The organism is Xylanibacter brevis P6B11, from assembly GCF_000621825.1.
GTDB lineage: Bacteria > Bacteroidota > Bacteroidia > Bacteroidales > Bacteroidaceae > Prevotella > Prevotella brevis.
The window spans coordinates 1-13,346 of sequence record NZ_JHXG01000003.1; the positions used below are offsets into that span (position 1 = coordinate 1).

The window sequence follows — 13,346 nt, forward strand, 5'->3', positions numbered from 1 at the left end:
AGACTACGACGTTGATAGGCAGCAGGTGTAAAGACGGTGACGTCAAAGCCGAGCTGTACTAATTGCCCGAAAGCTTTCGCTTAAACGCGCTTTTACTTTCAACTGTATGGTTTTGCCTTATGGTTATACTATCAGTTCTTGTGTGCAAGATGTCTACCTATACGGTTGACAAGATTGTCAATTATCAATTGTCAATTGTCAATACGAAACGAACATTAGGTGGTTATTGCGGCGGGGTCCCACCTCTTCCCATTCCGAACAGAGAAGTTAAGCCCGCTTGCGCCGATGGTACTGCAATGCAATGCGGGAGAGTAGGAGGCCGCCATCTTTACAGAGAGCCCTGATTCAGCAATGAGTCAGGGCTTTTTTTGTGCCCCCTCCTGGCCTCCCCAAGGGGGAGGAACAAGGGCCAGCCCCGCCGCCCCCATGCATTTTTTTTGCATTTTTGCAAAAACAATCTCGCGCCCTTATTATTGTTTCAAAAGAATAGCCCCGCCGCCCCCATGCATTTTTTTTGAATTTTTGCAAAAACAAATTTCCCGCTTGTTATAGTTTCCAAAAATTATTGTATCTTTGCCTGCGAAATGAATCAATTGATACGATCATATATCGCACTGAAGCGAATCACGCATTCCTTGGGGTTCGGCATTCAGTCGCCTACCGACTACCGCTTTTCGCGCACGGTGATCAACGAGTCGTGGCCTTATTATGCCTACGACGACTTCGACGCCGAGCCCGACTGGCTGAAACGGAAGTTGGGCAAGCTCTACTTCCGACTGACGAACTTCCGCCAGCCTAGCACTATTATAGATATGGTGGGCGCAGCACCTTATGCTAAGAGAGCATGCCCAGGGGCTGAGGTGGTGAAGAACACGGACCATGTGGATATTGCCTTCGTACCTATCGAATGCGAATACCAGCAACTGCTGGACATGTGTGATGACCATTCTATCGTGATCTTCGAAGGTATTCACCGTAAGTTGCCGCTGTGGCACTGCATAGAGTACGATCAGCGCACCACAATCACCTTCGACCTCTACTACTGCGGCATCGTGATGTTCGACCACAAGCGGACAAAACAAAACTACCTCATTAACTTCTAACACCGATTCCTTTCTAACCATATATGACTTAAACCTATGACTAAGATCTACACACGACGTGGCGACAGCGGACTGACCGACCTGATAGGTGGCATCCGCATCAAGAAGAACGATGTACGACTGGAGGCCTATGGCACCGTCGACGAGCTGAGCTCGCATCTGGGGCTGCTGGCAGCCTGGATGGAGGGAGACGATGAGCGTGACACCGTGCTGCGCATCCAGAACGATCTGTTCTATGTAGGTTCGCACCTGGCCACCGACCAAACCACCACACGGCTCTTTGCCTCGGCCATCCTTCCGGAAGGAGAGACCACGATGCTCGAGGAACATATAGACCTGATGCAGGCCCAGTTGCCCGAACTTCACGGGTTTATATTGCCAGGAGGCTGTCATGCAGCAGCCCAGGCACATGTCTGTCGTACCGTTTGCAGACGCGCAGAACGGCGCGTCCTGACGCTTGCAGAGGTGGCACCGGTAGATGACGATGTGATTCATTTTTTGAACCGTCTGAGCGACTATTTGTTTGTTTTAGCAAAAAAAATCAATTTTCATGCTCATCGCAGTGAAATATTGTGGCAAAATGCTTGCAAATAAAAATATTTTTGTTATTTTTGCACACCTAAATCAGTAAAAATTTCAAAAACTATAAAACTATGTATTGGACTCTAGAATTAGCATCAAAGCTGGAAGATGCACCCTGGCCTGCAACAAAAGATGAACTCATTGACTACGCCATGCGTTCAGGTTGTCCTTTAGAGGTTCTTGAGAACCTGCAGGAGATCGAGGACGAGGGCGATGTCTATGAAAGTATCGAGGATATCTGGCCCGACTATCCCACGAAAGAAGATTTCCTCTTCAACGAGGATGAGTATTGATCATTTAATTATGCACTGATTTTACGTAACTAATTAAAAATAAGCAACATGGATAAATCGCTAAAATTTTCCATGTTGCTTTTTTCGGTCTTTTAAGTCTATCACTTACAGCCAGAGGGCGGCAACTATTCCCTATACTCAAGAATGTCGCCCGGCTGACAATCTAAAGCTTTACAGATAGCCTCGAGGGTGGAGAAGCGGATGGCTCTTGCTTTTCCTGTCTTAAGGATGGAGAGGTTAGCCTGGGTGATGCCGATTCTCTCGGCAAGTTCTTGAGATGACATCTTTCGTTTAGCCATCATCACGTCTACATTAACTATGATACTCATAGCATTAGGATGTTTAAACGGTAAGATCTTGTTCTTCTTTCAACTCCTTGCCCATCAGGATGATTTGCGAGATGATCATCAGTGCCAAACCTGTGATGATATACATGCTGTCGCATTCATTCTTGAATACGATGTAATAGTTAGCTATATGTACATGACTAATAAAATACTGTGTCGATATGTATGAAACAGCAAAAGTATAAAGATAAAGGGTGGTGAGAAGAATACCTGTTGTTTCTAGGTACTGAGCTACTTTGCTCACAAATATCTCACCTCTACGAATGCTTCGGATAAGTTTAAAGACCAAGATTCCTATCCATACCAAAACAACGGCAACTACCAGCAGTGATGAGAGTATCATGGGATAATATGACTGCACTTGTGAAGCAGGTACTTCAAGGTTCACCTTATTCAGATTAACCCTGTAGGTCCGCCCTGACGATTTAGACAGAATCACTTTTTGGTTTGGCAGATTCCTCGGCTCAACATTTACCGTATAAGAAACGTATCGATGTCTGGTAGTGCGGACTTCCCCATTAGGAAGCGTGTCGGTGCTCATAAACTCTGGAGGACATTCTACTAATTCCAATTTTTCTTCAGCATCTGTCGAACAGGTGGAATAAGTGCTGTAATGGAACGTGTTGGAAGCGGCAAGAAAAATGAGTGCCACAACGAACAACGTGCTGTAAATCTTTAGCTTTTTGTTCATAATCAACATAATTTTATTGTTAGACGATAATTAATTTCGGTGCAAAAGTAAACATTATTTTTTTATCTCCAAAGAAAAACAGAACTTTTTTATCGAATATCAATAAAAACTGTTTCGTTCATACAGAAAAAGGTGTACAGGCCACAAGTGGACTCGATAGTTTGTTTGTCTAACCCGCCAACGAATCGCCTTTGACCGTCTCAAACCGCCTGGTTTGTTTGGCTAAAAATGGTTATGGTGTAACGGATTGATAATCAATAGAAGGCCAAGTTTTCAACGAGGATGAGTATTAAAGCCTAAAAGCTGGCTTAACCCCAATTGAATATCAGCGAGATAAGCAAATGTTATTTGTTTGTCTCGCTGGTGTTTTATAGTAGCTTTGAATTGTTCGGAATTTCCGAACAGTTCTCTATCTGTCAACCTTTACACGTTGCGGTTTAATCGCTAAATAAAACTAAATCTTTATAGAAGAGTGGTTCGTTCAAATGGAAAATAACTACTTTTGCAGTATAAAACAATTCATTAAATAACGGTATTATGGATTTATTTGATCAAATTAGTGAAGATATTAAGGCCGCGATGAAAGCTCGCGACAAGGTGCGTCTGGAGACGCTTCGCAACATCAAGAAAGTATTCCTGGAGGCAAAGACGGCACCAGGTGCCAACGACACACTGTCTGATGCTGATGCACTGAAGATTATCTCAAAACTGGCTAAGCAGGGCAAGGAAACAGCTGCTACCTATACTCAAGCAGGACGCCAGGATCTGGCTGACGCAGAGTTGGCACAGGTGGAGGTACTTGAGACTTATCTGCCGAAACAACTTTCTCAGGAGGAGATAGAGGTAGAGGTGAAGAAGATTATTGCTGAGGTGGGAGCCACAAGCATGAAAGAGATGGGAAAGGTAATGGGCACCGCCAGCAAGCAGTTGGCAGGAAAGGCCGATGGCCGCATCATCTCAGAGATTGTGAAGAAGCTCTTGGCATAACCTCTGTCTCTGGGTCTCATCATAGGCTATATAATAAAGAACAAGCCTCAATTCCCGATGCTTAAGGGAATTGAGGCTTGTCTTTAGATAATGCATAAAAGTAAAAAGTACAAATCTTTTTGTGTTTTTTTAATGTGGCGGTATGGAACAAGGTGTGGAATTGTACGCCGGCTACTTAATGAATGCTAAATATGACTGATTTTCAAGTAGATTTTGTAATTTTGCACCCGATATTCATGAATATCCCATAAACGACTATGAAAACAGACATACAGATTGCACGCGAATGCGAGTTGAAACCCATTGGCGAAATTGCAGAAAAGCTTGGTATCGATAAGGAAAATATTGAGCCTTATGGCCGTTATATGGCTAAGGTGCCTTTTTCGCTTATTGACGAAGAGAAGGTGAAAAAGAGTAAGCTGATTCTTGTGACAGCGATTAGTCCCACCAAGGTTGGTATCGGTAAGACAACCGTCAGCATCGGTCTGGCTATGGGCTTGAACAAGATTGGTAAGAATGCTTCCGTGTCACTGCGTGAGCCATCGCTGGGACCTTGTTTCGGTATGAAGGGTGGTGCTGCAGGTGGTGGCTATGCTCAGGTGCTGCCCATGGAGAAAATCAATCTCCATTTTACGGGCGACTTCCATGCAGTGACCTCTGCTCACAATACCATCAGTGCTCTTTTGGACAACTACCTTTATCAGCATCGGAAAGAGGGCTTCTCGCTGCGTGAGATCTACTGGAAACGTGTGCTCGACGTGAACGACCGTGCGCTGCGTAATGTGGTGACGGGACTTCGTGGCGACGGCGTGGTCTCTGAGACAGGATTCGATATTACACCTGCCTCCGAGTTGATGGCCATCCTCTGTCTGGCTACCAGTGAAGAGGACCTGCAGAGACGTATAGAAAACATCCTGTTGGGTATCACCTCAGACGGAAAGCCATTCCGTGTGCGCGATATGGGTGTAGCTGGCGCTATCACCGTGTTGATGCGCGATGCTCTTTCGCCCAACCTGGTACAGACCACCGAGCAGACACCTGCCTTCATCCATGGCGGGCCTTTTGCCAATATTGCGCACGGCTGTTCAAGCGTGATGGCCACGAAGATGGCTATGACCTATAGCGACTATGTGGTGACAGAGGCTGGCTTCGGTGCTGACCTCGGTGCCGAGAAGTTCTTTAATATCAAATGTAGAAAGGCTGGACTGCAGCCTCAGTTGGTGGTCATCGTGGCTACCACACAGGGCCTGAAGATGCATGGCGGCGTAGCACTCGACCAAATCAAAGCGCCTAATGCCGATGGTCTGAAGGAGGGACTGAAGAACCTGAACCGTCATATCAACAACATGCAGAGTTTTGGACAGCCAGTGATTGTCACACTGAACCGTTTCGACACCGATACCGAGGAAGAGATAGCCATTGTTCGTAAGAACTGCGAAGACCTTGGCGTGGGCTTTGCTGTCAACGAGGCCTTCCTGAAGGGTGGCGATGGTGCAGTGGAACTGGCACAGAAGGTGGCAGACACCATCGGTCGAATACAGCCGTTGCCCGTGAACTTCACTTATCCTGAGAATGATACGATAGAAGGCAAGATAGAGAAAGTATGTAAGCGCATCTATGGCGCTGCTGCCGTGGAGTTCAGCAAGACTGGCATGAGGAAGCTGGAGTCTATTAGAACGATCTTTGCTGACGACAAGGACATTTGTCATTATCCTGTCTGCATAGCCAAGACGCAATATTCGTTTTCGGCCGACTCCACACGCTATGGCTCGCCCGAAGGCTTTACCATACGCATCCGCGATGTGATCTTAAACTGCGGTAGCGAGATGATTGTGGCTATTGCCGGTGATATGCTCCGCATGCCAGGACTGCCAAAGAGTCCGCAGGCCGAACGCATCACCATTGTGAACGGTGAGATAGAAGGATTGTCGTAGTCTGCATCGACATTATAAAAAACAAGGAAGAAGAGGTTGACCTGTTCAGGCGGACTCTTCTTCCTTTCTAACAATCATTATTACAAACTAAAACTTAGTATGTCTCTCTGTGCCGGTGACTCATTTTAAAAGCACTTTCTTTTGCCCCTTCAGAAAGATTCCATGCAGATTGGCAGAGGGATTTACAACCTGTCCTAAGAGATTGTAGCAGTGCCCAGAGGTGTCGGTGTGCTTGTGGGTGGATGCTTGTGGAAAACGAATCCCGGATGCCCCGTACTCTTTTGGTGTCACCTGGAAATTGTCGAACCGCATGACGGTGTTGTGTGTACGGAAGCCCGCACGTCCGGTGATGTATGGTTTGGGGTCGGTATATGTGATGATGGGTGTCTCCATGTCGTCAATATAACAACGGATGGTGGCCCCTTCAACCTCAACTTTCATGTGATGCGGAACGGTGGGCGAAATGGTCTTGTTGACGGTGGTCAGGGTCTGCCAGCCATAGTTGTGCTTGCCCAGTGCCACTGAAGTGGCGCCCGCCATGAAGATGTAGCCCTGCAGAAAGTCGGTTCCCAATACGGGGTTGTCGTCGGCACCGCCCGTAGATGCATTGGTGGTGCGGAACAGCAGACCACCGTTCATGTCGTTGCTGGTGTAGATGACGTCGCACTCCACGGTATAGTCTGTGAGGTGGATGTCGTCGAAACCGCCCATCAGCATCTTTCCGTAACGGCCCGTTGATTCCAGTTGCCCATTCTGAATGGTCCAATTGCCTTCGCGATAGTCCCATTCATTGCTGAAGCCATTGTCGAAGTTGTCGGCCATGACATGTGGATGGGCTACACCAGGTTTGAAGGTGTACTCATAGAAGGATGGTGCACCATCGAGAACCTCTATCGAGAACGTATGTCGTCCGCCCTTCATCGAGAGGTTGTAGATGGGCATGGTGGTAACCACCGAATTCGTTGCTGGCAGCTCGATATCGTTGGCAATAGCCTTTCCGTCCAATAGCAGTCGAATGCGGGCTGTTGCCGAAGCATTGTATCGTAGGCCGAGGTTATAGATGTTGTCTTTCTGAATATTTACATGATAGGAAATCTTGCTGCCGGTGGCACTCTTCAGATAGTTGGACGTACCCACAGTCATGCCGTAGGATGTCTGCACAACATCCGCGCTCTTCTCCTTGCACATGGAAGCAGCCATGAGGCCCGGCACAGGCAGACTATAATCACGGATGCCACTACCATCAACGTAGGGGCTGATGGCTGTGTAAGAGAAGTCAGCAGCAGCACCATGTGTGATATAGCCAATCTGACCTCCATTCGTCTTTCTGATGATTTGGCATTTTTTCATGCCGTCAATATAGATATACGTAAAACGCTCGTTCTTCTCAATGCGGATAGCATGCCAGCATGCTGGATCGAAGTCGGCAGGCAACGCTATGGTTTTGTCGAGTAGGGTAGAGCCGTTGACATAGAAGTTCACCTCTAGCTTCTTCTCGGCAGCGTTGATGAGCGCCTCACCATAGTTTTCAGCATCCTGATAAGAGAAGATGGCACCGAAAGAGCCCGTAGCTGAGGAAGAACGAAGGGTGAACTCTGCCGTGTATTGTTCGTATGCCCCTTTGTCGAAAATGATGGATTGCTGACCCTCAGTGGCAGTCTGAGTCAGATGGTCACTATTGGCTATCTTCCACTGGTCACCACTCAAAATGGTCCAGTCTTTGCCCAGTTCCTGACGCTCGAAATAATCGTTGTCAGCAACGATGGGCTTGTCTTGTTCCCAATTGGTGGGGCCTGTCATCATCAACTTGTCGCCACACCATCCGATGCGTTCAAAGTTGAGCAGACGGCGAGCCTTGTTGTCCTGCAGGTTGTGGTAGCAGAAATAATAGGTGTCAAGATCGGGACCAACGAAGGCCGTTCCGTGTCCAAGAGCCTTATGGGTGGGTGTCTCTGTGTCAATCAGAATCGGGTTCTGGTCGCTTTGTGGGCGGAATCCCGATAGCGGACTGCTGTTGCTGATGGCATAGTCGATGCGATAGCCGTTGGTCCACACGTGGTTGCCGGTGTAAAGCAGATAATAGAGCCCGTTGCGCTTGAACACGCATGGTCCCTCTGTCCATTGCCCTGTCATGCAGCATCCAAGATCTACATCATCACCATATGAGAGGTGCGTGGGCATGGTGCAGCCCCGAATGCCACCATTGTTGGCATGATAGAAATACCAGCTGCCATTGTCGTCGATAAACATAGAACCATCAATGTCGCGTCCCATGTTGCCTGTCTGATGAACAAACGGACCCAGCGGACTGTCGCTGGTGAGCATATAGTGGCCGCCGCCTCGTGGCGATGTGCACATATAGAACTTGCCGTTCCAATAGATGACCTCGGGCGCATAGGCCACAGCCGTTGTCTCGTCGGTACAACAAATATAGGAAGAAGACCAGTTTACCAAGTCTTTCGAACGCCAGCAGTAGATGTTGCGGTCGCCAGCGCTGACATAGAGGTAGTAGTAGCCTTTATACTTCATGATGTATGGGTCGCCCAGACTTCTGTTGTCAAGTCCTGGCAGTACCATGGGGTTGACCCACTCATCAGTCTGTGGGATTGGGTCGATTTGTGGCGTGGTCTTTAACCATACCAGTTCGTCATAGGTCATTTGACCATCAATACGTAACCATCCATCCGACAAGATTCCTGAGGTGAACGGATTCTCTTGACTAAAATCTTCGTCTAAGATGACTTGCGGTGTGTTGCTGTCGGCCTCTTTCTTTGTGATACGTACATTATCGAAAGAAGCCTTCTCCGTCTTTCCAAGAGTGCCATCGTGTGATTGTCTGAATCCCATATTGGCGTATTGGAACTGTCCGTTCCGTTCATCGATAAGTATATCGTTAATATAGGTGCAGACGTATTTTTCGTCTTCAACTTCAATGCGTATGTTGAATGGCTTTTCTACACCGATGTTCGCTTCTGAAGGAATGGGAATCTCTGCCAAGAGACTGGGATTGCCGCCTGTCCAGCGATGTGGACGTAACAGTGGATGCGCAGGATCGGCAACATTGACTTGCCACATGTAGAAATTCTGTGCGTCGGTCGAAGCAAAACAGATGCCTGCGCTAAGCTGATGGATGTTGACACGAGCCTCAATGGTGTATGATGAATGTTGTTCGATGGCTACTTCGCCTGTAGCATTCTTGTTGAGCAAGGCATCGTCAACAAGAAAAATGCTCTGGTTGGGGCGAAGCGTGATGGTCAGCATAGCATCATCACCGCTGGCTGTAAGGTGCGCAGGTTGGTCTGCGCCGTTATGAGGATTAAGAAGTGTCATTGATGCCGATGGAGACACATCCTTAAGGCGAATGGTGCATTCGGCACTTGAGGTGTCGATATTTCCGAAGTAGTAAACATGATGTCCGTCAACTACCTTATGTAGGTAATTGAAAGGATGCTTACCACTGGTGAACTGTACGTCGGGCTGTGGTAACAGAGTGTCAAGAGCCGTCTTCATGCTCTCGGCTGTTGGTGTAGGAACGAATAGGGCAGGCGTATGCTGGCCTTCGCCATTCAACATGCGATTGATGGTTTCTGCGATGCTGGTATCAGAACCTTTCGAGTCGGCACTATGCTTGGGCAACTGAGTGGTGAAAATGACACCAACCCCCTGTTCCCACGCTTCTTCAATCTTTTGGAGATTAGACGAGGAAATAGTTGACATTCCAGGCACAATAATCACCTTGAAGTGTTCCGTGTTGATGGTGTTAAGCATGTTCAGTTGTCCGTTGGATACCTCGCAACGGTCATCGATGACTTCCGGATGAAGGTAGGTGAAATCGAAACCCAGTTCATCGGTTAGAAGACGTGATATCTCAGGATAATCGGTTCCTTCAACATCGACACCACCTTGGTAGAATCCTTTAGGACCGTCAAGATAATGACCTGCATAGAGTGTCTGAATAGGATATACCATTGCCACATCTGCTACATGGCGTGAAGGACGAGCCAGCAGGTAGTTCAAACGAGCCAGGAAACTATTGAAACGAGGTAGCTCAGCTTTGTAGAGAGGGTTGCGCCAAGACAGTTCTGGTAAGAATGTGACATCGCCATTGTTATACCACACGGCATGAGGTATGAGATGATTGATGCCTTTGGTATATTGCTCAATGGCAATGTGATAGAGTTCCTCGACAGGCAGATTCCCCATGTCGCCATAGGTCTCAGACATGACATAGGTCTTATCCCAGCAGTTGGCAGAAGACGACACCACCTTATAGAAATTCTCCGTAGGGCGTCCGCCACCGATCTTGTCGATACCAGGCATAGAGAGATATTTGCCAACTAGCATCAAGTCGCCAGCCACACTTGTAGGGTTGGCAATCTCTTCCTGATCTTGGTGTCCTGTAGCCAGAATGCCATGTGCACTGGCCCAATCACTGATGGTCTTCATGAATCCTTCGCTATAGAGCGCAGAATGAAGACCGAAAAGCAAGTTGCGGACCCATGGCGTGCGTTCTCCGATATTATACCATAGGGCAGGGTAGAGCTCTTCGGGTGAAAAGCCGTAACGTCGTTCAAATTGCTCATTGAAGTCGCTGGTCCACATGCGTCCTTGTGCACGATACATGGTTGGCTCGTCGAAGAATGTTGAGACGATGGTTTTACCAAAGTCATTAGAATACTGCTTAAAATAGGCTTCGTGCGTATCTTGAATAAACAGTTTAACAGCCTCTGGAGAGAGGTAATCAACGTTGGGGTCGCCATCGGTGATGCACTGACATACCATGATGTGCCAACCTGTTTCATCTGGAGCTGTCCAAGTGAGTCGTTTCGTGTCCTCGTTGAGATTTGAGCGCAGATTGATAATCTGCTTGCTTTCAGAGTTCCATGCAACGACAGACATCAGCTTGCCGGTATAAGTCAGCAGACGATTGAATGTAGCACCACGATCGATGCGATACTCAATCTTGTCAAGCCGCTTGACGGTATAATCCGGATGGTTGTTCATAAAGGTTTTGACGCCAGACCCATTGATGGCTCCCATACTGCCAGAGGGGAAACCATATTCGTCGTATATCGACATGTGGGCTCCTAACTGGCGTGCTTTCTCGATGGCACGGGCATAGAGCGCGAAATAGTCGGTAGAGAGGTACGAAGGACGAAAGTTGGTACCAAATGGCAGTATAGCACAACCACCATAACCATCGGTGTTGACCATCTGCTCAAGTTGCTCCTCAAGTGTTGAGGCATTGATGGTCGTGTTGTTCCAGAACCACAATGGTATGGGCCTGTAGTCCATGGGAGGCGTACGGAATAGTTTGGTCTCAAAGGTGACAGCTGCAGACGTGTTGTCGGCGGTGGTCTGCATAGGTTGAACCATTGACAGCATAGCAACGATGGTTAATCTTGCAGCATTCAGCGTTTTTCTAATCATTATTGCGCGTTCGAATTAATAGTCAAATAGAGAAAGAGGACGGAGTCGTATAGTTCCGCCCCCTTTCATCAATCATCATTATTACTTAACAAATTTCTTTCCTGATTTAATATAGATGCCTTTCTTTGTCTGTGACATGTTCACGTGGCGTCCCTGCAAGTCGAAGCTTTGGATGTTGTCATGCAGTTTTTGATTGCCGACGGTGCGAATGTCGGTAGAGATATTGTCAATGAACAACAGTGCATCAGTCGTCTCTTCGGGAACAGTGAAATAGGCTCCCAAGGCTGGCATGTTTTCTTCCTCAGTAGCCTTTTTCAGGTTATAGTTGTCGCCCAACAAGTAGAACGTCTTCCCGTCAGCAGTAGTTGACATGGGTGCCAGCAGACCACAGAATGCAAATCCTTCGTTAGATTCAGATGTAGCATCCTCGCAAACAAGGTCTATGCCAGTCAGTTCGATGGGACCATTGATGTCTTTGGTGGGGAATACAAGATAGGGCTTTCCAGCTTCTGTTCCAGTGGTGATAGAAGAGAAAAAGAACGAAGAAGTGCTTGCGTCAATATTGCTGAGAGCAGCCACACGAGAATCTTCTCCGAAGAGTGATGTCAATTGTTCAGCTGAAAGTGCAAAGGGTAAACAGAGCGTGTTCCATTGGTTGGCAACAAATGTTTTCTTTAGTGTGATGTCACTACCCATTAACACCGGCAAGTTGGTGTTGTCTTCATTTTCGCTGATGAGCAAAGCGACCAGTGGATTCTCCTCTTGTAATAAGCGAGCTGCATAGGAACCGGCAGGAACATCTATAACCAGCTGGTTGTTGACGACACTTGTCAGTTCGTTGACGTCAAGATTGAAATAACGAGATTGACCACCGGTGAAATTATCGTAGAGAACCACTGTAGGCTCGCCTTCGGTGTCATAAGTAGTCACTTTGATGTTGTCGATAAGACTCTTGTGCTCTATGTTGTTGGAACCATCAGCGCGGAAACCGATGCCGCCAAGATTGAGCAACTCAAGGTCGGTTATATCGTTCTGTTTGAAGGTGTCTTGTAGCTTGTCGTCTATATAGGTATATACGACGTTGCCGTCAACCTCAATCTTGATGTGATGTGGATTCAAGAAATCCTCAGCATTGAAGTCGGGGAATCGAGCACCAGCGGCGTGAGCTTTCCATTGCTCATTGCCACGGTCCAGATGGTAGTAGATGTTGGCTGAGCCATCGTTATAATAGTTGGGTGAAATCTGCCACATGTAGTTGCTGCCATTTTCATTCAGACCGAAGATGATAGAGAGGTAGCCCTTCTCGATAGTTAAGTCGGCTTCTACAGCGTAGTGCATGTCAATGGCCTGTTTGAACATGTTGTCAGGAAAATAGCGGCGTTCAGAGAGATCAACTCCATCGGTGCGAAGCGTGCCGTCTTCCCATATAGGATTATTCGTCCAGTTACCATCTGTCTCATCAAAGTCCTCGAGATAGAGAATCTTCTGAGAATCATCATCGGTAATCTTGAAATAGTCGAACGAGGCTGATTCATTGGTGTTACCATCATGATCCTGACGTGTGCCAATCATGCCATAACGGAAATCGCCATCGCGCTCATCAATAAGAACGTCAACATCATCGGCTGCTTTACGTAGGTAGGTGCGGGCATGGCTACCATTCGTAATCTCAATCTTGGTGATAAACCAATCGGTGGTGTTCAGTGTCACATCGCCGGTGCCTTTCTCTTCAAGCAGAGCTCCAGGATTCCAGTGGTGCGGCCGGAAGAGTGAGCGGTCGCCATTCTCTCCCACGTTGTACTGCCACATGTAGAGATTGCCACCTTGCCCTTGGCAGGCTGAGAAGATAATTCCCGCGCCGATAGCATTGATTTTGAACTTTGTTTCGATGGTGTAGTTGTTGGTAAATGTGTAACACCATGTCTGGACACTTGCCATAAATACAAGTGCCATAGTTAAAAATAATTTTTTCATTGTTT

The 13,346-nt window shown here is 47.4% G+C and carries 9 protein-coding genes and 2 rRNA genes; 7 read left to right on the forward strand and 4 right to left on the reverse strand.

Translation table 11 applies throughout. The annotated features are described in order from the left end of the window. The 5 genes from T496_RS0100005 to T496_RS0100030 form a co-directional block, all read left to right on the forward strand. Positions 1 to 83, forward strand: a 23S ribosomal RNA gene (locus T496_RS0100005); the annotation flags it as partial. A gap of 132 nt (positions 84 to 215) precedes the next feature. Next, positions 216 to 328, forward strand: a 5S ribosomal RNA gene (rrf, locus tag T496_RS0100010). Between the two features lie 256 nt (positions 329 to 584). Next, positions 585 to 1,103 carry a hypothetical protein gene (locus tag T496_RS0100020; protein WP_044110285.1) on the forward strand — a complete coding sequence of 173 codons (519 nt, stop codon included), beginning with the start codon at positions 585 to 587 and terminating at the stop codon, positions 1,101 to 1,103. A gap of 36 nt (positions 1,104 to 1,139) precedes the next feature. Further along, positions 1,140 to 1,697 (forward strand): cob(I)yrinic acid a,c-diamide adenosyltransferase, encoded by a 558-nt coding sequence (locus tag T496_RS0100025; protein ID WP_027448921.1) that lies wholly within the window; start codon positions 1,140 to 1,142, stop codon positions 1,695 to 1,697. 59 nt (positions 1,698 to 1,756) lie between these two features. Next, the gene (locus tag T496_RS0100030; protein ID WP_027448922.1) at positions 1,757 to 1,978 is read left to right on the forward strand and encodes a DUF2795 domain-containing protein; all 222 of its coding nucleotides are present in this window, start codon (positions 1,757 to 1,759) and stop codon (positions 1,976 to 1,978) included. A gap of 125 nt (positions 1,979 to 2,103) precedes the next feature. Here the strand turns inward: T496_RS0100030 and T496_RS0100035 are convergent, their stop codons facing one another. Then, positions 2,104 to 2,307: a helix-turn-helix domain-containing protein gene (locus T496_RS0100035; protein ID WP_027448923.1), complete on the reverse strand. Its 204-nt coding sequence runs from the start codon at positions 2,305 to 2,307 to the stop codon at positions 2,104 to 2,106. A gap of 13 nt (positions 2,308 to 2,320) precedes the next feature. Further along, entirely contained in the window at positions 2,321 to 3,016 is a 696-nt protein-coding gene (locus tag T496_RS0100040) for a DUF2975 domain-containing protein (RefSeq protein ID WP_197018907.1), read from the reverse strand. 537 nt (positions 3,017 to 3,553) lie between these two features. On the opposite strand from T496_RS0100040, the gene T496_RS0100045 reads away from it, so the two are divergent. Next, on the forward strand, positions 3,554 to 4,003 hold the full coding sequence (locus T496_RS0100045) for a GatB/YqeY domain-containing protein (RefSeq protein ID WP_027448925.1): 450 nt from the start codon (positions 3,554 to 3,556) through the stop codon (positions 4,001 to 4,003). A 257-nt stretch (positions 4,004 to 4,260) separates the two neighbouring features. After that, a complete protein-coding gene (locus T496_RS0100050; protein WP_027448926.1) occupies positions 4,261 to 5,937 on the forward strand; it encodes a formate--tetrahydrofolate ligase in 1,677 nt (558 codons plus the stop codon). 120 nt (positions 5,938 to 6,057) lie between these two features. Here T496_RS0100050 and T496_RS14595 read toward each other — a convergent pair whose 3' ends face one another. Together T496_RS14595 and T496_RS0100060 are read right to left on the reverse strand one after the other, a co-directional pair. Continuing rightward, entirely contained in the window at positions 6,058 to 11,367 is a 5,310-nt protein-coding gene (locus tag T496_RS14595; protein ID WP_155808556.1) for a family 43 glycosylhydrolase, read from the reverse strand. 81 nt (positions 11,368 to 11,448) lie between these two features. Then, positions 11,449 to 13,320 carry a hypothetical protein gene (locus T496_RS0100060; RefSeq protein WP_027448927.1) on the reverse strand — a complete coding sequence of 624 codons (1,872 nt, stop codon included), beginning with the start codon at positions 13,318 to 13,320 and terminating at the stop codon, positions 11,449 to 11,451. Positions 13,321 to 13,346: the final 26 nt, after the last annotated feature.

Bases quoted from the DNA above. Each gene is read 5' to 3' on its own strand.
- T496_RS0100020 (WP_044110285.1), top strand. From the start codon at position 585: ATGAATCAATTGATACGATCATATATCGCACTGAAGCGAATCACGCAT.
- T496_RS0100025 (WP_027448921.1), top strand. From the start codon at position 1,140: ATGACTAAGATCTACACACGACGTGGCGACAGCGGACTGACCGACCTG.
- T496_RS0100030 (WP_027448922.1), top strand. From the start codon at position 1,757: ATGTATTGGACTCTAGAATTAGCATCAAAGCTGGAAGATGCACCCTGG.
- T496_RS0100035 (WP_027448923.1), bottom strand. From the start codon at position 2,307: ATGAGTATCATAGTTAATGTAGACGTGATGATGGCTAAACGAAAGATG.
- T496_RS0100040 (WP_197018907.1), bottom strand. From the start codon at position 3,016: ATGAACAAAAAGCTAAAGATTTACAGCACGTTGTTCGTTGTGGCACTC.
- T496_RS0100045 (WP_027448925.1), top strand. From the start codon at position 3,554: ATGGATTTATTTGATCAAATTAGTGAAGATATTAAGGCCGCGATGAAA.
- T496_RS0100050 (WP_027448926.1), top strand. From the start codon at position 4,261: ATGAAAACAGACATACAGATTGCACGCGAATGCGAGTTGAAACCCATT.
- T496_RS14595 (WP_155808556.1), bottom strand. From the start codon at position 11,367: ATGATTAGAAAAACGCTGAATGCTGCAAGATTAACCATCGTTGCTATG.
- T496_RS0100060 (WP_027448927.1), bottom strand. From the start codon at position 13,320: ATGGCACTTGTATTTATGGCAAGTGTCCAGACATGGTGTTACACATTT.